Genomic DNA, 20,325 nt, shown 5'->3' with positions numbered 1-20,325 from the left:
TATGCTATAATAAATAGGATTAATTTGAGGGGGTATAGGAATGCGAGAGCTTTTTTCTACTATCAGGCAGAAGTGGAACGCGTTCATTGATAGATTACAAGAATACAACATATTATCCGGCTCCAGAATTGCCTATAAAGTTATTTGGAATCTTTTTCTGATCTTTATAGTAATTGGTCTTATGGGCACATTTTTCGCCGGTGGCGTTGGTGCTGGATATTTTGCATCGCTTGTAAAAGATGAACCGATTCGCTCTTACGATGAGATGAAGAGTGACGTTTATAACTACGAAGAAACCAGCGAGGTCTACTTTGCTGGAGACGTATTTCTTGGAAACTTCCGTTCTGATATTGAGCGAAAAGAAGTTGAGTTAAAAGACGTTTCTCCTCTTCTACAAAAGGCGGTCATTTCCACAGAAGATGAATACTTTTACGATCATGATGGCATTGTTCCTAAAGCAATCGGGCGAGCTGTACTGCAAGAAGTTACAAATTCAGAAGACCGCAGTGGTGGGAGCACCCTCACGCAACAGCTTGTTAAAAACCAAATTTTAACGAGAGAAGTTTCATTTGAACGAAAAGCAAAAGAAATGTTGCTCGCGCTTCGATTGGAAAACTTCTTTAATAAAGAAGAAATTCTAGAAGCATACCTTAACATTGTTCCTTACGGACGTAATGCTTCTGGTAATAATATCGCAGGCGTTCAAGCAGCGTCACAAGGCATATTCGGCGTCAATGCTAGTGATTTAAACTTGCCACAAGCTGCTTTTATTGCAGGTATTCCCAAAAACCCTTATACATACACCCCTTTTACAAACTCGGGTGAGAAAAAGGAAGATCTTTCAGCTGGAATCGACCGGATGGAATTTGTTCTTTATCGCATGTATCAAGAAGAAACGATTACCGAAGATGAGTACAACAAGGCCCTTGAATACGATATTGAAAAAAACCTAACTAAATCTTCCCCTTCGCCAGTTGAGAAATACCCATACCTTACATTTGAGATTGAAGATCGTGCGAAACGCGTTCTTGCCGAGCAGATCGCTGATGAAGAAGGATATGATGGAGAGAAGCTTGCGAAGAGTGTGGACTATTATAACCAAATAACTTATGACGCTAATGTTACTGGAAGATCTGCCACAGAAATAGCTAAGAAAATGGATTTAAAATGGGAAGAAGTTCAAGAAAATTCCGATGTCTTCATCGAATTTATGAGCAATGCTGAGAAGGAACTCCGAAAAAATGGATACAAAATTTACACAACAATAGACAAAGATATTTATGAATCTATGAATGCAGCCAGAGATAAAGTTTTAGAAAATGGAAGCTACTTTCAAAGTTCGAAAACAATTTCCGTGCAAAACTCCCAGACAGGAGAACTCGAAAACAAAGAATTCCCCATGCAAGTGGGTAGTATCTTAATCGAAAATGAAACTGGAAAGATTCTTTCTTTCGTTGGTGGGAGAGATTTTGCAGAAGAAGAACTTAACCATGCTACTGGGGCTTATCGTTCAAATGGTTCTACGATGAAACCATTGCTTGACTATGCTCCTGCAATGGAAGTAGGAAAAGTTCAGCCTGGCTACATTGTGCCAGATTTACCGATCAAAGAGGGATATAATCCTGGTAACTATTCATCGAATTACCATGGTCTTGTTACAGCCCGAAAAGCATTGGAAAGATCATACAACGTTCCTGCAGTTCGTATTTACAATAAAATGAACCCTGTTGAAGCAACAGACTATTTAGTGAAAATGGGCTTTAGTACAATGACACTTGATGACAGAACAAACCCATCGATGGCCATAGGAGCACTTCAACGTGGCGTAAGTGTAGAAGAAAACACCAATGCTTTTGGTACATTTGCTAATGGTGGGAAATTTGTCGATGCATACTTAATTGATAAAATAGTTGACCGAGACGGAAACACAATTTTTGAACAAAAGCCAGAACCAGTCGAAGTTTTTAGCCCTCAAACAGCGTATCTAACGATTGATATGATGCGTGACGTAGTTAATCAAGGGACAGCCCAAGACATTCCAAACAAACTGAAATTCTCTTCTGATTGGGCTGGAAAAACTGGTACAGGACAAGACTATTATGATGCATGGTTTGTAGCAGTTAATCCTAATGTTTCACTAGGTGTATGGACTGGATACGATAAACAAATCAGTATGGATAGTCAATATGCCAATAGAAATAAAAACTTATGGGCATTATTTGCTAATGCTGCTTATGATAAAAAACCAGAAATAATGGACCCAGAAGAACCTTTCAAAATGCCAACCGGTATTGTAAAACGTTCTTTCTGTGGGATTTCAGGGAAGCTTGCATCTGACCTTTGTCAGAAAGCTGGTCTTGTCCAAACTGACCTATTTAACGCTAAATACGTACCGACTGAAGTGGATGACAGCCTCACTGAAGGACGTTACGTAGTAATGAATGGTAATACGTATCAAGCGCTTAGCTCCACTCCAGAAGAGTTCGTGTCCAGCGGAGTGATGATTAAAGAAGATTACTTCTCCGGAGTCGATCTTGCATCACTTCTACCATCTGAATTTAGGAACCTGAATATTGTTTCCGAAGGCACTATTGCTTCGGAAAATGGAAAAAAACCAGGCGCAGTTGGCGGCCTTTCAATTAATGGATCAACATTAAATTGGAGTGCCTCAGGTGAAAGTGATATCGTTGGATACCGCATATACCGAGCTTCGAACGGGAGCAGTTCCTTTACGAAGCTGGGAAGTATAAAATCTTCTGATGGTAGCTCATTCAACATCCCTTCTGGTTCTTATGCTTATTACGTTACAGCGGTTGATGTAGCTGGTAACGAATCAGGAGCTTCTGCTAAAGTAACAAGTGGAGATTGGTCTGAAAAGCCTGAACCTAAAGAGAAACCTGAACCAAAGCCTGAATCAGACGAAGGCAATGATCAAACTTCCGAAAACAGTAACACGGAGAATGAGGAAACTACAGAGGATGAAGAAGATGAATCAAGTAATCCAGAAGATTCCTCTTCAAACGAAGATGGTGCTAATACTGAAAATAGTGATAGTACAGAAGAAAATGAGAACAGTAACAACTCCAATAATAGTAGCAATACCAATTCTAACGGGGCAAATAGCGAAAATAACGCTAATAGTTCCACTAATACAAGCAATAATACGGAATAAAAAACAGCCTGTAGCAAACTTTGCTACAGGCTGTTTTTGTTCTTTAATCTTCCATCGTTGACAAATCTCCAGTAGGTAAATCAAGCTCCCACGCCTTTAGCACACGACGCATAATTTTACCACTTCTTGTTTTCGGAAGTTTATCTCTAAATTCAATTTCTCGAGGTGCTGCATGAGCAGCGAGACCTTTTTTCACAAAGTTACGAATCTCCTCCATAAGCTCATCAGATGGCTCATGTCCATCTCTCAATGCAATAAAGGCTTTAATGATTTCCCCTCGAACAGGATCTGGTTTACCAATAACACCTGCTTCAGCAACAGCCCTGTGTTCAACTAGTTTACTTTCAACTTCAAACGGACCGACTCTTTCACCTGAAGTCATAATCACATCATCCACACGCCCCTGGAACCAGAAGTAGCCATCTTCATCTTTATAAGCTGAATCGCCAGATACGTACCAGTCTCCTTTTAAGAAATAACTTTCATATTTCTCAGGACGATTCCAGATTGCCCGCATCATCGATGGCCAGCCTTTCTTAATCGCTAGGTTCCCCATTCGATTAGCTGGTAGTTCATTCCCTTGATCATCGACGATCGCCGCGTGCACGCCTGGAATCGGTTTACCCATTGATCCTGGCTTTATTTCCATAGATGGGTAATTGCTAATTAGCTGCGCGCCCGTTTCCGTCATCCACCAGTTGTCATGAATGCGAAGATCAAGTACTTGATTTCCCCACTTAATAACCTCTGGATTCAACGGTTCTCCGACACTTAAAACATGGCGTAGAGATGAAAGATCAAATTTCTTAACAATCTCATCTCCCGCTCCCATAAGCATACGGAATGCGGTAGGTGCACTATACCATACAGTTACTTCATATTTTTCGATCGTTCCGTACCAATCTTCTGGACTAAAGCGACCGCCACGAATGACGTTCGATGTTCCAGCGAGCCATGGAGCAAAAATACCATAAGATGTTCCGGTTACCCAACCAGGATCGGCTGTACACCAATAGACATCATCTTCTTTTAGATCAAGTACCCATTTCGCTGTTTGATAGTGTTGGACCATCGCATTATGAACATGAAGAACGCCTTTTGGCTTACCTGTGGACCCTGATGTATAATGAAGAATCATACCATCTTCACGGTCAACCCATTCTATTTTCAACTTCTTATCTGCTGACTTAAAATGCTTATAAAAATCAATATATGGTCCTTCTTCTTTTACGTTTTCTCCCACTAACACAACGCTTTCAAGGTTCGGAAGCTCATCAACTGGTATGCGTTCGAGTAATTCAGGAGTTGTGACGAGTACTTTTGCTTCACTATCCTCAAGCCGATCTCTCACCGCACCTTCCATAAAAGCTTCAAAAAGCGGTCCAGCAATCGCACCAAGTTTAAGCGTTCCCAAAAGAATGAAGTATAGCTCTGGAGATCTTGGCATGAATATAAAGACCCGGTCCCCTTTTTCAACATTCACTTTTTTTAGTACGTTTCCAGCTTTGTTACTCATTGATTTCATTTCACTATACGTATACTTCTCATCGCGTGTTGGGTCAGAAAAATAAAGGGCTACTTTGTTTTTACGATCGGACTCAGCGTGCCTATCGATTGCTTCGTAGGCCATATTAACATTCCCTGTTTCACTCCAAGCAAATGTTTTCTCCACGTCTTTCCAATCAAAATTCTCGTATGTAGCTTCATAGTCCTGTAAATTATGATTACCCAATGTAGCAGAAAGCGGTTTCAATTCCATAAGTAATCTCCTCCTTCTCCTTCATGTCTTTCCCTGTTAGTATAACATAAATTCCTAATTTTTTAACAAATGACAAAACTTCAAAAAATAACGTTGAAACCCCTTACATTCACCTCGTTTCATGTATAATAAGAATTGAGACCATTATTAAAAGGTGGTGACTAGATGAAACATCATAAGACGTATAATGCAATTGAGTGGAATACGCCACATGGAAAACTAATTATTGAAGGCCCGATCACCCCCGATCGCCTTGCATCCTATCATTTACATAAAGATCTTGTCGCATTTCGTCCCCCTGAGCAGCAGCATAAAGCCCTAGTTGAAATAGCTGGACTTCCTGAAGGACGGATTATTGTAGCGAGAGAACGAGAAACAATAGTAGGCTATGTTACATTTCTTTATCCCGATCCTCTTGAACGCTGGTCAGAAGGGAAAATGGAAGATTTAATTGAATTAGGAGCGATTGAGGTTATTCCAAAATATCGCAATGCTAAAGTAGGCAAAAGCCTCCTTAAAACTTCCTTTATGGACGATGCTATGAACGATTACATTGTGATTACGACCGAATATTATTGGCATTGGGATCTTAAAGGAACTGGATTATCTGTATGGGATTACCGTAAAGTCATGGAGAAAATGATGAATGCTGGAGGATTGGAATGGTATGCCACGGACGATCCAGAAATTAGCTCTCATCCAGCAAATTGTTTAATGGCACGAATTGGGACGAGGATTAACCAGGACTCTATTCAAGCTTTTGATCGTCTCCGATTTCATAACCGCTTCATGTATTAAGTTTGCAAAGGAGTGAGTCAAGTTGGTCATAGAAGAAATTATGAATCGAAATGTTTTTTCACTTGAAGAGAATCAAACCATTGCAGATGCAATTAAACTAATGAGAGAAAAAAATATTCGTCACCTTCCGATCGTAAATAGCGCAGGAGAGCTGGCTGGTATTGTTTCAGATCGAGATATTAAAGATGCTAGTCCATCTATTCTTGACTCAAGTCCGAACAAAGAAGTGTTACAATCACATCTTTCCTCTATTATGAAGAAAGATGTGATTACAGCTCACCCACTAGATTTCGTTGAAGAGATCTCGACAATTTTTTACGAACAGCGCATTAGTTCCATTCCCATTGTTGATAACCGAAAAGTAATCGGTATGGTAACTGAGACAGACATGTTACATACGCTTATCCTATTGACAGGTGCACATCAGCCGAGTTCACATATTGAAGTTCAGGTAGCTAACGTTTCTGGACAACTTGCCGATATCACACAAATCATTAAAAAGCGTAATGTTAACATCATTAGTGTGCTTGTTTATCCATGTAGTCACGATGAAAAATACAAAAATATCGTTTTTCGCATTCAGACAATGAATCCAACTTCGGTTATCAAAGATATCAAAAAGGAAGGTTATGAGGTTCTTTGGCCGAGCATGCCGGGTGTTCAAAGATGACGTGCGATTCTGTTTTTGTTTACTCCTCAGATTATCTAAACTATAAATTTAGTGATGATCACCCTTTCAATCATATTCGTGTTAAACTCACTCAGGACCTTCTTACTGAAATGAAGGCTCTAAACGATTCAGATGTAATTGCGCCTCGAATAGCAACAGATGATGAAATTGCTCTAATCCACGACCCAGCGTATATCGACGCAGTGAAAAAAGCTGGGAAAGGAAGTTTAGCTTCGTCCATCGCAGCGAACTATGGGCTAGGTACTGAAGATACGCCCATCTTTTCAAATATGCATGAAGCGAGTGCTCTCATAGTTGGTGGTACGCTAACAGCTGTTGATGCCGTTATGACCGGAAAATCTGATCATGCGCTCAATGTAGGCGGTGGACTGCATCATGGATTTAGAGGAAAAGCATCTGGCTTTTGTATTTATAATGATAGCTCCATTGCTATTGAATATATGAAGAAGAAATACGGTGCAAAAGTGCTTTATGTCGATACGGACGCTCATCATGGTGATGGGGTTCAATGGGCTTTCTATGACGATCCTGAAGTTTGCACCCTATCGATTCATGAAACTGGTCGCTATTTATTCCCTGGAACAGGAAACATTAATGAAAAAGGACAGGGAAAAGGATATGGATTTTCCTTTAATGTTCCAATTGATGCATTTACTGAGGATGAATCATTCCAAGAAGTTTATGAAGCCTCTTTTCGAAAAGTAATCGACTTTTTTAAACCAGATGTGATTTTAACTCAAAATGGAGCTGATGCCCATTACTATGATCCCTTAACACATCTTTCTGTTTCGATGAAAAGCTATGAATTTATTCCAAAGTTAGCTCATCAGCTTGCACACGAATATTGTGATGGTAAGTGGATTGCTGTTGGTGGAGGGGGATATGATATTTGGCGGGTAGTACCAAGAGCGTGGTCAAGGATTTGGCTTGAAATGAAAGGGCTATCAATAACGGGAAGATTACCACAACAGTGGTTAGATCGATGGAATGCCCGTTCTCCCCTTACACTTCCTGAAAATTGGCATGATAAGCCTGATTTATATGAGCCTATTCCAAGAAAACAAGAGATTACAGAGAAGAATAAACTCACTTGTGAGCGAGCGCTTTATCAAATTACGAATCAATAGAAAAAACGAGCCACAGGCTCGTTTTTTATTCTTCGTTATGAATTGTAGAATTGCGATGTTGCAAACGGTGTGGCAATACAACAGTTTGCTCTTCCACTGTTTCTTTATTCATTAATTTCGTTAGTAGACGCATCGCAACAGCACCGATATCGTACATTGGTTGAACTACTGTAGAAAGCGTTGGACGAACCATGGTCGCAAGCCTAGTGTTATCAAATCCGACTACTTCAAAATCTTCCGGTACATTATATCCATTATCTTGCGCTGCATGAATAACGCCAAGAGCCATTTCATCTGTACCTGCGAAAATGGCAGTAGGTTTCTCGTCTAGCTCTAAGAATCCTTCCATCGCTTCAATACCAGAATCGTACGTATAGTCACCTATCGCTACACAGTTTTCATCAACCGCCATTCCTGCATCTTCAAGAGCTGTGCGGTACCCAAGAAATTTCTCTTCGCCATTAATTGGATCTTCCAAAGGTCCACTAACAAGACCAATTTTTTTATGACCTTTTTCAATAAAGCTAGCGACAAGCTCAAAAGCGGCCTTCTGATAATTAATATTAACGGAAGGAATTTCTTGACTCTTTTCAAGCGTTGCAGCTAGCACAATTGGTACGGGGGAGCGCTTAAATTCTTCTACATGCTCTTCGGTAATTTTACCGCCCATGAAAACAATCCCATCCACTTGTTTACCAAGCATCGTATTAAGCAAATGAATTTCTTTTTCTTTATTTTGATCTGAATTGCTCAAAATAATGTTGTATTTATACATTGTCGCAATGTCTTCAATACCACGAGCAAGCTCAGCAAAGAAAATACTAGAAATATCAGGGATAATAACGCCTACAGTAGTCGTTTTCTTACTAGCAAGTCCCCTTGCGACCGCATTTGGTCGATATCCTAGTCTTTCAATGGCTTCTAATACTTTTTTTCTGGTGGCAGGCTTTACGTTAGGATTGCCATTAACAACCCTTGATACAGTTGCCATCGATACTCCTGCTTCTTTCGCTACGTCATAAATCGTTGTATTCACGATGATCCTCCTTCATGCTCTTACGGACTTTAATTTACTTAATGATACGATACTATCCGTTTGACTGCAAACCAAATCCTTATATCGACTAACACTAATCCGTTGTTATGCTCCATGCAAAATTGGCTACATTTGGTATGTAGGATATTTCACAAGTAGATACTGTATTAAAGATAGCATATTTAACGCTTTTTTGCTTCATATAAGCATAAATTTCATACATAAAATGATAACACTATGCTATTTGTCTTGATTATTACATATGATAACACTCTTCTGCTCTTTTATTCCCAACCTATCCCACTTATTGAAATAGATACAACAAAAAACCTTCTACTTAAATAGTAGAAGGCGTAACTTTTGCTGGATTAAATAATCCACTAGCTTTTAGATCTTCAACAAATTGTTCGTACTGTGGAATATCTAACTGTTGAGCAGCATCTGAAAGCGCCACTGCAGGATCAGGATGAACCTCAACCATAATACCATCGGCACCGATCGCAAGGCCTGCTTTTGCTGCTGGGAATAATAGATCTTTACGTCCAGTTGAATGCGTTACATCAACTAGAACCGGTAAATGAGTTTCCTGCTTAAGAATCGGTACAGCTGTAATATCTAACGTGTTTCGTGTTGCTTTTTCATATGTTCTAATGCCTCTTTCGCAAAGCATCACTTGCGTATTTCCGTTTGAAACAATGTACTCTGCAGCATTAATGAATTCCTGAATGGTAGCAGATAAACCTCTCTTAAGTAGTACAGGCTTATCAACAGAACCTGCTGCTTTAAGCAATTCAAAGTTCTGCATATTACGTGCTCCAATTTGAATAACATCAACGTACTTTACTGCTGTTTCAATATCTGCTGGATTAACGATTTCACTTACAACTGCAAGATCGTACTCATCAGCAACTTGCTTAAGAATCTTTAACCCTTCTTCGCCAAGTCCCTGGAAATCGTATGGTGATGTACGTGGCTTGAAAGCACCACCACGAAGCATTTTAAATCCTTGCTTCTTAACAGCTTTTGCCACTTCTGCAACTTGCTCATAGCTTTCAACAGCACATGGTCCTGAAATAAGAACTTGCCCGCCGTCTCCAACTTTTTCGCCTCTAATATCAATGACTGTGTTATCGGGCTGGCGTTTTCTTGAAACTAACAGCGCTTTACGGTGATCATCTTCCTGTAGCTCAAGGCTTGCCTTAAAAATTTCCTTGAAAATATGCTGAAGAGTGGAATTATCAAACGGCCCACCATTTTTCTCTGTAAGCTTATCAAGCATCTTACGCTCTCGGACAGGATCAAAACGATTAATCCCCTGTGCTTTCTTTACTCTACCTATCTCTTTCGCCACTTCAGCACGCTCATTAATTAAATCAAGCAGCTGTAGGTTAATCTCGTCTAATTTCTCTCTCAACTCATCAATTTGGATATTAGCCATAATATCTCCACTCCTATCTGTTTAAGTGATTAGGGTTATTATATACGATGAAAAATAAAATGTCACTACTTTTCTTTTAATTCTTAAACGCTTTTAAGCATTAAACTATGTTAGTAAAAAATAAACGGCTTTATGAAGCCGTTTATTTTAGAAATTGCTTTGCAGCATCGGTCAAAGAAGTATAAGTAATTCTCCAATGGGAGTCATTCCAAACCACTTCGCCTCCATTAAATACAAGCGCTTGAGGCGACTGATGCTTCACTCCGAACGTATCCGCAATTTCAGTCGATAATGGGCGTGATTCTTGCACATTTAAATAATATACTTCTTCCGCCACATCTTCAGAGAACTTTTCAAATTCTTCAAATGCTTGAGCACTTATTGGACACGTAGTACTATTTTTAAATACGATAAATTGTGAATGATCCTCTTTAACCCGCTTAAAATCATCAGAGGTTGTTAGTTTTGTAATTGGCATCAAACTCTCTCCTTTCAAATAGCTATAGTTCCATTATAAAGAATTCATTACAAAATGAAAAAGAAGAAGCACTAAGCTTCTTCTTTTCATTTTGTAATTTTCACTTATGGCTTCGTAGGGTTTTCCATTGAAGCTGGTTCTTCTTCGGAAAAGTGATCATTAAGATCCTGCTGGAAGCTCTCTACATCTGCATCTGCTTGAGTATGAAGGGCTTCGTTTTCTTCAGATTCCAGATTACGATCTTTAATCTTTGAAACAAGGTTGTTTGACTGATCAGATACTTGTTTGTAGATAGTTGAAGATTTTTCTTTCGCACGATTAGCAAAGTCCGTGCTACGCTCTACTGCAGAGTCACGGAATTGTGACGTTTTTTCTTTTACTGCTCCTGCTTGTTGGTTAAGATCGCTTCTAAGCTCTTTACCAGATTTAGGTGCTGAAAGTAGTGCGGCAGCAGCCCCTACAATTCCACCGATTAGTGAACCAATGATAAAATCTTTTGTATTAATGTTGTTGTCAGACATTTAAATTACCTCCTATGATTTTGAATCAACATATTGATCAGTTGCTTTCTTTTTCACTTGCCATTTTTGCCAAATTTGCATAGCAGCATTTCCCCACTGAACCACTTTTGTAACTTGCTCAGATTGACGTTCAGCTTCATCGGTAACTTTACCGGTAATATTTTTTAGAGAATGATTCATTTTTCCAAGTGATGTTCCAACTTCTTTCACTTGCACAAAGACTGTGTCCAGAGCTTCAGATTTACCCTGAATATCCTCGGCAAGTAAATTTGTCTTATGTAGCAGTGCTGTGGTTTCGGTTGTTAAACCATTCATTTGTTTTTCAAGACTATCAAGTGTTTTTGCTGTGTTACTTAGCGTATCTTTCAAAGATTTCAATGTTTGCGCTACGAAATAAACTAAAACTGCAAATGCAATCGCAATAATAGCAACGCTTAAGTAAAGAATAATCTCCATGTACTGGCACCTCCCTTTTCTCCATCTGTTCCCTTCATTGGACTTTAGTAAACACAAGTTTGTCATTTCACATATGAGTGAAAAATGAGTCTACTTTACTACCCTACACCATAATAAATTCGTTACAAGTTTCATTATTCCTTTTTTATTTTTTTTTATAACACAATCTCCTTGATCTACTAAGCAAATTTGTGTATTTAAGCAAAAAAAGAAAAGGCATAAGAGCCTTTTCTTTTAGATAGATGCTTTTTCTGTTTCATAAGCTGCTTGATACTTTTGAATATCGCCAGCTCCCATGAAAAGAAGGACGCCACTTTCATGCTCATTTAATTGCTGAATGGATTCTTCTGAGATCATATGCGCATTTGGAATTTTTTCAATCAGCTGATCAATCGATAATTGACCCGCATCTTCTCGTGCTGAACCAAAGATATCGCATAAATAAACAACGTCTGCTTCTTTTAAAACATCCGCGAATTCATTTAAAAACGTTTTTGTTCTCGTAAAAGTGTGAGGCTGGAAAATGGCCACTACTTCACGATTCGGGTATTTCTGATGAGCAGATTCAATTGTCGCTTTAATTTCAGTTGGATGATGGGCGTAATCGTCAATGAGGATTTGGCCCTCGACTACCTTTTCAGTAAATCTTCGCTTAACCCCTTTGAAATTTGCTAGTTGAGCCGCCACGATATCCCCTGAAAGATTTTCATAGTGACAGAGCGCTACGACAGATAAAGCGTTTAACACGTTGTGTTTCCCAAACATTGGAATCTGGAACGTGCGGTAATAATCATCACGAACATGAACGTCAAAGGTAGTACCGTTCTCATCTATTTTAATATTTGTCGCTTGAAAATCATTCTGATCATCAAAGCCATAGAAGACAACTGGCACTTTTGTTTGAATCTGCTGCAAGTAAGAGTCATCACCATATGCAATAATGCCTTTCTTTACAAGCATAGCCATTTCTTGAAATGCCGAAAATACATCATCCACATCTGTAAAATAATCTGGATGGTCAAAATCAATATTCGTCATAATTGCATAATCAGGTTGATATGATAAGAAGTGACGACGGTATTCACATGCTTCAAAAACAAAATATTGGCTATCTTTCACTCCGCTACCAGTGCCATCTCCGATAAGATACGATGTTGGTTCTGCTGCTCCAACCACGTGAGATAACAAACCAGTGGTGGATGTCTTACCATGAGAACCAGTTACAGCAATACTAGTGAACTTTTGAATAAAGTCGCCAAGAAATTTATGGTAACGATAGACAGGAAGGTTCATTTCTCTTGCTCGCACTAACTCTTCATGCTGATCATCAAATGCATTACCAGCAATAATCGTCATGTTTTCTTTAATGTTTTCTTCTCCAAATGGAAGAATAGTAATCCCTTTTTGCTCTAAAGCCTCCTGTGTAAAGAATCTCTTCTCTACGTCTGAACCCTGTACACTGTATCCAATGTCGCTAAGGATTTGTGCAAGAGCGCTCATCCCGGATCCCTTAATGCCAACAAAGTGATATATAGTCATTTCAGAACCTCCACACTTTCATTTCTTCTCCGCTTAACCTTTTTTTAGTATATGATGTTATTACAAGTATGCGCTGCATTTCTTTTCAATACTACATTATAGCAGAAAGAGAGACAGGTCTACAATAAATTTCATGAAACTAAATTGGTCCTACGGGCGCAAAAAAGACAGGACTGTGTTCCTGTCTCCTATTGCTTATTCAACACGCTCTAAACGTGGATTATGTCGATATTTTCTGCCAGCTTTCGCTTCGGGTTCATCATCAAGAATCACATTATCTCCAGTAAACCCAATATCCACTTTAAGCAAACTGCTACCTACACCATAAATATCAACAGGAACATTCTGAGATTCGAACGTTCTGATTCTTTCTTCAGTAAATCCTCCGCTAACGACAATTTTGACATGATTAAATCCTTCATGATCAAGGGCTTCTCTTAGAGCAAAGATTAATTCAGCATTTACCCCTCTTGGATCAAATGTTCCTAAAACGTCAGGGTTTCTCCAGAAATACTGATCAACCATTGTACGGGAAGTATCGACTCGAACACCTTTTAATGTGTCACCAAATTCCCTTGCCACTTTCAATGAGTCTGTGATGACGTCATTGTTGTAATCCACCAGCGCAATTAATTCATCTTCAGGATATTTCGCATAGTAGGCTTTCGAAGCTTCAACCACATCACCTTTGAACAATTGAATAAGAGCGTGTGGCATTGTCCCCATACCTCTTTTACCCCACCATTCATTCATCGCATGCGTTGCCTGAGCAGTAGAACCGCCAATATGGGATGCGTATCCATCACCAGCTTGTTGCGTATAGTGGTCATCACGATCGCCCATAAAAATAACTGGTTTTTGTATCCCTGATGATCGAGCTGCTTTTACTACATGATAAACATTCGTCGCTACTGATGTTCTTCTGCCCAGAATACCATCAATAATTCCTTCTAGGAAACCAAAGTTTTGATAAGGTCCTTTAATTTTCAGTACCGTTTCAAACGGAGAAATTTTATCTCCATCTTTAAGAGAATCAATTTCAAGTGAATCAGGATCCTTTGCAAATGTTTTAATCAGAGCAATTGCTTCATCTGAACCACAAAGAACGGCATCGTGCTTTTGAAAAAACTGCATCGTCACAATATTATCTGGTTTAAACTCTTCCACAATTTCGCATGTTTTAAGAAAGTAAACTGCGGAAAACCAGCCTTCACCTACGCGTTCATCAAATTTAAACGTGCGGTTTGTAAGTCTTTTTATTTTCCCTTGCATTTTAAGTTCAATTTCTTTCATAATGGGGCTCCTTCAAGTAGTTTCGTCATTCGAATGTGAGCTCTCTATGTTCAACCATTCACTTATCTGACTATAATTTAACATTAGCTTAACACTATTTATCATATAGAACCAGGCTACATAAAACAAGTAAAAAAGATATGCACTAGACGTGCATATCTTTTGAGAATGCTTCTTCAAAATCAGCTTTACTCATTAAAATACTTCGTGGCTTACTTCCCATTGCTTCAGAAACCAACCCGCGCTCTTCCATCATCTCAATGAGTCTTGCTGCGCGGTTGAATCCAATTCTAAAACGACGCTGCAGAGCAGAAGATGAAGCTTGACCTTGTTCAAGTGCCCACATACATGCCTCCTCAAACAAATCATCCTCTAGATCATCATACTGCTGCTTTTTCATTAAATCTTCTTTCTTAATTAAGTAGTTAGGCTTCCTTTGTTTACGTACAAATGAAGTCACTCGCTCAATTTCTTCATCTGATACAAAGTTTCCTTGCAAACGGACAGGTTTTGATGAGCCATTCTCTAGACAAAGCATGTCGCCTTTTCCAAGTAGCTTCTCCGCCCCACTCGTATCTAGGATAGTTCTTGAATCAATCTGAGATGATACTGAGAAAGCAATTCGAGTTGGAATGTTTGCTTTTATTAACCCTGTAATAACATCAACTGATGGCCTTTGGGTTGCAACTAACAGATGAATCCCACACGCTCTTGCTTTTTGAGCAATGCGACAAATAGCATCTTCTACATCTTGGGGAGATACCATCATTAAATCAGCTAGTTCATCGATCACGATAACAATGTAAGGTAGTTTATGCTGAGGCTCACCGTGGTTAATCGCTCGCTCGTTGTAGCGCTTTATATCACGTACACCTGCAGCTGCAAATTTTTCATATCGCTCTTCCATTTCATCGACTGCCCACTTCAGTGCAGTAGTCGCTTCTTTTACGTCATTAATTACTGGAGTAACCAGGTGTGGAAGACCGTTATATGGTGCAAGCTCAACCATTTTTGGATCAATTAGCATCATTTTCACATCGTTAGGATTTGCTTTAAGTAACAAGCTAACTAATATAGAGTTGATACATACACTTTTACCTGATCCCGTAGCGCCAGCAATAAGACCATGTGGCATTTTCTGTATGTCTGTTATTTTTGCTTCCCCAGCTATATCAAAACCAAGTGCAGCATTTAATAAAGAACCTTCCGTTTGAAAAGCTCCGCTTCGTACAATTTCACGAATAAAGACCGGCTTACTCGTAGGATTTGGAACTTCAATTCCAATGGCATTTTTCCCAGGAATAGGTGCCTCCATCCGGATGTCTCGTGCAGCTAGACTAAGTTTAATATCATCGCTTAAATTCGTAATTTTGTTCACCTTAACACCAGGACTTGGCTGAACTTCAAAACGAGTAACCGTTGGGCCCATCGTCGCTCCAACAACTTTTGCCTGAACGTTAAAATTGGCAAGAGTTGATTCTAATAACTCCCGCTGTTCTTCAAGCCACTGATCATCACTACCTTCATTTCGTGGAGGAATATCTAGAAGCGATATCGGAGGAAGTTTATAATCAGCACCAGTTACGGGCTTTTTCGTTACATGACGACGATCGTTCGCTAACATCATCACATTATAAGGCACCTGAGGTTTAGGACGACTTTCCTCTTTTCGACCTTGTTTATGAGATTGATCTTGAACAGACATGATTGGTTCCGGCGTTTCTTGTTCTTGTTCCACTTCTTGCTCTAACATACTATCTTTACTCTGCGTCAACTCTTGCTGCTGTTCCGAAACATTGTGCTCAGGTACTCGTTCTTCCTCGAAGGCTGGCTCCTTCAGGCTTGCCAATTCTTCATCATTTCCCTGAGCATGTTCATGCGTACCCGATTGGTTGAAACTAATAGAGTCATCCGCTTCTAAGACTTCATTTTCAGATCCACTTATGATAGGTTCTTCGTTGATTACTTCATTGATCTCTTCATTAATCTCAGCTTCAATTACTTCATCTTGTTCATTTACTGTTTCGTTTCCCTCTATAGCGTCATTGTAAATGCGGGAACTTTCTTGGACGTCACTCATTAGAGACTCATCGAGAAATAGGTTCTCCTCTTCCATCTTATGATCGTGGGATATATCACTTTGCACTCCAAAACCTGTCTTCTTGTCTTCTTCTCGCATAACCGTCTCCTGCTGATCAACAGGCATTTTTTCTACAGATGTTAACGCTTCTTCGTTCATTTGAGGAGATTCTTGATCACTGTGCACGTTTTCTAAGCGAGAGACCGTACTCTCCTCTTCAGTTAAAGAAAAAGGCACTGGTTCTTGGATAAGTTTGTCGATTACATCACTTTTGTCAAGAGACGTATATCGCGGATTAGGATTCGACTTCTTGGCTGCATCCTCCATTTTTTCAGCAACGGGACGTTTACTAAACCCATAAATGGGCGAAGGGATTTCGGATGGTTTAAAATTGACTCCAGAAAATTTCTTATTAGCTACTGGCTCCGATTTATCCGATACCCCATCTCTCATTACTTTCCTTGCATTACCTTCTTTTTTGGACGGGGCTAACTTCTCATTCTTTTTTTCTGGCCTAGTCCTATTTGAGGTCCCCTGCTCTTTTTTCGGATAATTTGACTCTTTTCTATTTTCTTTTTTTGTTTGGTTATTTGACTGATCAGGAATTAATGGAAAACGGAAATTTCCCTCTCTGGGATATTGATGAACAATTCTAGCTTCATTTTTTCGATTCGCACTCTCCATCCGCCCGATGGAATGTTTTCGATCCGTACGTTCTTTTAAAGATTTCGTTTCTTTTGCCTCATTATCTCTCTGTCCAGTCTCCTCTTCCTCTTCAATATCAAATAGCTTACTCCATACTTTCTTAAACCAATTATTATCCAATTACAATCACCTTTTCTAATTAAGCCCTTTTAGATCGCGCTATTCTTCTATTTTATCGGAAAATCCCCTATCATTGTAAGGCTGTTTCTAAAATCTTTCGTAAAAAAAAGTAGTTCTTCGTCTAAAACAGTAAAAATAAGTTCAATATACCCTATACCCGATTTATACGAAAGAAAAAACCTACTAGAAAATTTTCTAGTAGGCTTTGAATTCAGAACCAACTTCATAATCATCCGGAAGGATAAGAATCCCTTTTTCTTTCGGAGCATCTGGTAAATCAAGCTCTTTAGCAGAACAAATCATACCAGTTGATTCAATTCCACGTAAACTCGCATCTTTAATAATCATACCTGATGGCATCACAGCGCCAACTTTCGCTACAACGACCTTTTGGCCCTGGTCAACATTTGGAGCACCACAAACAATTTGAAGTCTCTCTTCTCCAACATTCACCTGACAAACATTCAATTTATCGGCATTTGGATGTTTTTCCATTTCTTCTACATAACCAACGACAAATTTAGGAGAAGGATCATAGACGAGTTCATCTTGAAAACTACTCTCTTTAATGGCATGATTGACTGCTGTTACAAGCTCTTCATTTTCGTCTACAACACCATTGCTTGATAGCTCATGAATGGAAGAAAAATGAAAAACATTATAGCCAATTGTTTGGTTTGTTTCTTTACTATAGATTCGGGCAACATTGTCGTTACGCTCAACAGCCTTATCTTCTCTTTCTGTACTGCCTAAAGTAACAATTAAAGTATCTCCAACGCCTTCTTTATTGTAAAACATATTCATTATACTGTACTCCTTTTTCAACAGTGATTATTTTTTAGGTTTGTTTTTAGCCATAATAAAGATTGGTTCTAACTTTCCATCTTCATACATGAACGGTAGACCGGTTACGGGAACTAGTCCACTTGAAAAGAAGTGCATGGTTAACTGAGCAAGAGCATCGTATCCACGTTCATTCTCAATATCGGCGAATACTAAAACATCTTGATGAGGAACGGCTACGGCCAATTCACCCTTCGCTTTTTTAGCCATTCGTTCGAGTAAAGTATCATTTAAGATCCGACTTGCATCGTAGCCATCGTTCGTATTCAAGAAGTAGAACGTATTACCGGCGACTGTATCTGATTTCACTTCGGTCGATAACCCTCTTAAATTAAACAACGAAACCTCGTGCAACGCTTCCTTTGTCCAACCTTCTTTCTCTAGCCATTCTTGATCAATGAGTCGATAGGAGTTCCCGAGATCAAGCGCATAATAAATCCGCGTTTCAGCAGTATGCTCTTCAAATACAAACGGAACCCCGCTTTCTGTCTCAGATGCAAATGAACCAGAGCGAATAACTGGAAAAATTTGATTTTCCTTACCTGTTAATTCGTGCTTTTCTTTCATTACCTTGAGCGTCTCCTCAACGTGATGGACCACTTCTTCAAGGGCCTTCTCACCACGTTCTTCATACTTAGCAGCGAGTCCTTTAAGTCCAAGACTCATTCCTTTTCCTGTGGAACGGTCTTCTACTCTTAGTTTTTCTTCTTTTTGATTGTATGTAAGCTCGCGATCTTCTTGCTGAAGCCGTTTTTCGAGCAATTTTTTCAGATCTTTTGGTTCCATATTTTCACCACCCTATACGAAGATGTCACCTTATCATACCATGAAACGAACGAATTAAAAAACAAAGCTATGCGACGCATAGCTTTGTTCCATGGATCGTTCGTTATTTCACACTTGTAAGAAATTCTTCTATTTCTTCTTTACTTTTTCGCATCTTACTTACAAAGCGTCCAGTTTCTTCTCCATCTTTAAATGCAACAAAGCTCGGAATACCAAAGATGTCCATTTCCTGACATAGCTCAATATGATCGTCACGATCAACGTAATAAAAATCCATCTCGCTATATTCTTTTTCTAGCTCTGGTAGAAATGGTTCAATCACTCGGCAATCCGGGCACCAATCTGCAGAAAAAAGAAGTACCGATTTCCCTTCTTTAATTGCTTCTAAATATTCTTCATGTTTTTCAAATTTCTTCATGATGAACCTCCTTGTTTCAATCTGTTTGTATCTTCATATCTCCAGGACGAATAAGTCCTTTTTTCCTCATTACTTCGGATATTAACAGACTTATTATGGCTGGTCCAATAAAATGCAACATAACAATCGCTAGCCAAATGTCGCCACCAGTCCCCATCACGTTAAACGTCATAATTTGTCCAACGAAGCCACTTGTTCCCATTCCAGCACCGGAAGAATTATTTAACAAAGAAAGCCAACCACTTCCAATTGGAGCAAGGATGGCACCAGCTACCGTTGGTGGAAGCAAAATCCACGGATTACGCACAATATTTGCAACCTGAAGCATCGAAGTACCAATTCCCTGGGCAATTAACCCTCCTACCCCGTTTTCGCGATAGCTACTTACAGCAAAGCCGATCATCTGAGCGGCACAGCCGATCGTCGCTGCCCCAGCTGCAATGCCCTCTAATCCAAGCATGATGGCAATTGCAGCACTTGAAATAGGCGCAGTAAGAGCAAGTCCCATAAGCACTGCAACAATAATCCCCATAATAATCGGTCGTTGCTCCGTTGCCCACATGATCAGAGACCCGAAATTAGTAAGGACTGACTGAATCCCCGGTCCAATGAGAGCCGCCGTTCCGTAACCAGCAAAAATTGTTATTAACGGCGTCACAATAATGTCTAACTTAGTTGACTTCGAAACAAGCTTTCCTGCTTCAGAAGCCACAATGGCGGCAACGTAACTACCAGCAGGACCACCAAGTCCGGCTCCAGCTGCACCTGCAAGTATAGCTGCAAACAATACGAGTGGAGGTGCTCCTAAACCATAGGCAACCGCGACCCCAATGGCTGGCCCCATTAAGCTCATTGCGAGTTCTCCCATTGGGATTAAAAAAGAAAGCGTAGAAACTTGCTCACCAATTGTTTTAAGAATTAAGCCAATAATTAACGATGAAAAGAGGCCAAGCGCCATATAGCTAAGCGCGGTTATAAAATACACACGCGGAGAAAGCGTAATGTTTTTCTGATGTAAAAAATCTTTCATCTGTTTCTCCTTTCAAATGGATTATCTTGTCTTAG

General features: G+C 39.5%; 17 protein-coding genes. 4 read left to right on the top strand and 13 right to left on the bottom strand.

The features are described from left to right. Positions 1–40 precede the first annotated feature (40 nt). On the top strand, positions 41–3,172 hold the full coding sequence (locus tag LCL91_RS13975; RefSeq protein ID WP_224883285.1) for a transglycosylase domain-containing protein: 3,132 nt from the start codon (positions 41–43) through the stop codon (positions 3,170–3,172). 43 nt (positions 3,173–3,215) lie between these two features. Here the strand turns inward: LCL91_RS13975 and acsA are convergent, their stop codons facing one another. Beyond that, positions 3,216–4,931 (bottom strand): acetate--CoA ligase, encoded by a 1,716-nt coding sequence (gene acsA / locus LCL91_RS13970; RefSeq protein ID WP_224883282.1) that lies wholly within the window; start codon positions 4,929–4,931, stop codon positions 3,216–3,218. A 165-nt stretch (positions 4,932–5,096) separates the two neighbouring features. Here acsA and LCL91_RS13965 point away from each other — a divergent pair, with 165 nt between their 5' ends. From LCL91_RS13965 to LCL91_RS13955, 3 genes are read left to right on the top strand one after another with little or no spacing between them, the layout of a single operon-like run. Then, positions 5,097–5,729, top strand: a complete 633-nt coding sequence (locus tag LCL91_RS13965) for a GNAT family N-acetyltransferase (protein WP_224883280.1) — start codon at positions 5,097–5,099, stop codon at positions 5,727–5,729. A 22-nt stretch (positions 5,730–5,751) separates the two neighbouring features. Then, positions 5,752–6,399: an acetoin utilization AcuB family protein gene (locus LCL91_RS13960; protein WP_224883278.1), complete on the top strand. Its 648-nt coding sequence runs from the start codon at positions 5,752–5,754 to the stop codon at positions 6,397–6,399. Further along, positions 6,396–7,547 carry an acetoin utilization protein AcuC gene (locus LCL91_RS13955; protein WP_224883276.1) on the top strand — a complete coding sequence of 384 codons (1,152 nt, stop codon included), beginning with the start codon at positions 6,396–6,398 and terminating at the stop codon, positions 7,545–7,547. The genes LCL91_RS13960 and LCL91_RS13955 overlap by 4 nt, the downstream gene beginning before the upstream one ends. A 25-nt stretch (positions 7,548–7,572) precedes the next feature. On the opposite strand, the gene ccpA is transcribed toward LCL91_RS13955, so the two are convergent. The 12 genes from ccpA to LCL91_RS13895 all read right to left on the bottom strand — a co-directional run bounded on the left by ccpA (position 7,573) and on the right by LCL91_RS13895 (position 20,290). After that, positions 7,573–8,583, bottom strand: a complete 1,011-nt coding sequence (ccpA, locus tag LCL91_RS13950) for a catabolite control protein A (RefSeq protein WP_224883274.1) — start codon at positions 8,581–8,583, stop codon at positions 7,573–7,575. A gap of 337 nt (positions 8,584–8,920) precedes the next feature. Beyond that, positions 8,921–10,021 carry a bifunctional 3-deoxy-7-phosphoheptulonate synthase/chorismate mutase gene (locus tag LCL91_RS13945; RefSeq protein WP_098444563.1) on the bottom strand — a complete coding sequence of 367 codons (1,101 nt, stop codon included), beginning with the start codon at positions 10,019–10,021 and terminating at the stop codon, positions 8,921–8,923. A 142-nt stretch (positions 10,022–10,163) separates the two neighbouring features. Further along, complete coding sequence (gene ytxJ / locus LCL91_RS13940; protein WP_224883272.1) at positions 10,164–10,499, bottom strand: bacillithiol system redox-active protein YtxJ; 336 nt, start codon at positions 10,497–10,499, stop codon at positions 10,164–10,166. A gap of 104 nt (positions 10,500–10,603) precedes the next feature. Then, positions 10,604–11,020 carry a YtxH domain-containing protein gene (locus LCL91_RS13935; protein ID WP_224883270.1) on the bottom strand — a complete coding sequence of 139 codons (417 nt, stop codon included), beginning with the start codon at positions 11,018–11,020 and terminating at the stop codon, positions 10,604–10,606. Positions 11,021–11,032: 12 nt separating this feature from the next. After that, positions 11,033–11,476 carry a DUF948 domain-containing protein gene (locus LCL91_RS13930; RefSeq protein WP_098444566.1) on the bottom strand — a complete coding sequence of 148 codons (444 nt, stop codon included), beginning with the start codon at positions 11,474–11,476 and terminating at the stop codon, positions 11,033–11,035. 234 nt (positions 11,477–11,710) lie between these two features. Continuing rightward, positions 11,711–13,015 (bottom strand): UDP-N-acetylmuramate--L-alanine ligase, encoded by a 1,305-nt coding sequence (murC, locus tag LCL91_RS13925; RefSeq protein ID WP_224883269.1) that lies wholly within the window; start codon positions 13,013–13,015, stop codon positions 11,711–11,713. A 195-nt stretch (positions 13,016–13,210) separates the two neighbouring features. Beyond that, a complete protein-coding gene (locus LCL91_RS13920; RefSeq protein WP_224883268.1) occupies positions 13,211–14,308 on the bottom strand; it encodes a nicotinate phosphoribosyltransferase in 1,098 nt (365 codons plus the stop codon). Positions 14,309–14,453: 145 nt separating this feature from the next. After that, complete coding sequence (locus LCL91_RS13915) at positions 14,454–17,213, bottom strand: DNA translocase FtsK (RefSeq protein ID WP_224883267.1); 2,760 nt, start codon at positions 17,211–17,213, stop codon at positions 14,454–14,456. Positions 17,214–17,408: 195 nt separating this feature from the next. Beyond that, positions 17,409–18,017, bottom strand: coding sequence for a YtpR family tRNA-binding protein (ytpR, locus tag LCL91_RS13910; RefSeq protein WP_224883266.1), 609 nt, complete (start codon positions 18,015–18,017; stop codon positions 17,409–17,411). 27 nt (positions 18,018–18,044) lie between these two features. Next, entirely contained in the window at positions 18,045–18,842 is a 798-nt protein-coding gene (locus LCL91_RS13905; RefSeq protein ID WP_224883265.1) for a DUF1444 domain-containing protein, read from the bottom strand. 103 nt (positions 18,843–18,945) lie between these two features. Continuing rightward, positions 18,946–19,260: a thioredoxin family protein gene (locus LCL91_RS13900; RefSeq protein WP_160918542.1), complete on the bottom strand. Its 315-nt coding sequence runs from the start codon at positions 19,258–19,260 to the stop codon at positions 18,946–18,948. 16 nt (positions 19,261–19,276) lie between these two features. Then, positions 19,277–20,290: a PTS transporter subunit IIC gene (locus LCL91_RS13895; RefSeq protein ID WP_224883263.1), complete on the bottom strand. Its 1,014-nt coding sequence runs from the start codon at positions 20,288–20,290 to the stop codon at positions 19,277–19,279. Positions 20,291–20,325 lie beyond the last annotated feature (35 nt).

This window comes from Guptibacillus hwajinpoensis (assembly GCF_020171785.1).
GTDB classification, from domain to species: domain Bacteria; phylum Bacillota; class Bacilli; order Bacillales; family Guptibacillaceae; genus Guptibacillus; species Guptibacillus sedimenti.
Note: the sequence above shows the minus strand (reverse complement) of the source record. Positions and strands in the feature narration are given on the sequence as shown.

What these genes read in the sequence shown, in the direction of transcription:
- ytpR (WP_224883266.1), bottom strand. Translation starts at nt 18,017, where the DNA reads ATGAATATGTTTTACAATAAAGAAGGCGTTGGAGATACTTTAATTGTT.
- ytxJ (WP_224883272.1), bottom strand. Translation starts at nt 10,499, where the DNA reads ATGCCAATTACAAAACTAACAACCTCTGATGATTTTAAGCGGGTTAAA.
- LCL91_RS13935 (WP_224883270.1), bottom strand. Translation starts at nt 11,020, where the DNA reads ATGTCTGACAACAACATTAATACAAAAGATTTTATCATTGGTTCACTA.
- LCL91_RS13945 (WP_098444563.1), bottom strand. Translation starts at nt 10,021, where the DNA reads ATGGCTAATATCCAAATTGATGAGTTGAGAGAGAAATTAGACGAGATT.
- LCL91_RS13920 (WP_224883268.1), bottom strand. Translation starts at nt 14,308, where the DNA reads ATGAAAGAAATTGAACTTAAAATGCAAGGGAAAATAAAAAGACTTACA.
- murC (WP_224883269.1), bottom strand. Translation starts at nt 13,015, where the DNA reads ATGACTATATATCACTTTGTTGGCATTAAGGGATCCGGGATGAGCGCT.
- acsA (WP_224883282.1), bottom strand. Translation starts at nt 4,931, where the DNA reads ATGGAATTGAAACCGCTTTCTGCTACATTGGGTAATCATAATTTACAG.
- LCL91_RS13900 (WP_160918542.1), bottom strand. Translation starts at nt 19,260, where the DNA reads ATGAAGAAATTTGAAAAACATGAAGAATATTTAGAAGCAATTAAAGAA.
- LCL91_RS13975 (WP_224883285.1), top strand. Translation starts at nt 41, where the DNA reads ATGCGAGAGCTTTTTTCTACTATCAGGCAGAAGTGGAACGCGTTCATT.
- LCL91_RS13930 (WP_098444566.1), bottom strand. Translation starts at nt 11,476, where the DNA reads ATGGAGATTATTCTTTACTTAAGCGTTGCTATTATTGCGATTGCATTT.
- LCL91_RS13965 (WP_224883280.1), top strand. Translation starts at nt 5,097, where the DNA reads ATGAAACATCATAAGACGTATAATGCAATTGAGTGGAATACGCCACAT.
- LCL91_RS13955 (WP_224883276.1), top strand. Translation starts at nt 6,396, where the DNA reads ATGACGTGCGATTCTGTTTTTGTTTACTCCTCAGATTATCTAAACTAT.
- LCL91_RS13905 (WP_224883265.1), bottom strand. Translation starts at nt 18,842, where the DNA reads ATGGAACCAAAAGATCTGAAAAAATTGCTCGAAAAACGGCTTCAGCAA.
- LCL91_RS13895 (WP_224883263.1), bottom strand. Translation starts at nt 20,290, where the DNA reads ATGAAAGATTTTTTACATCAGAAAAACATTACGCTTTCTCCGCGTGTG.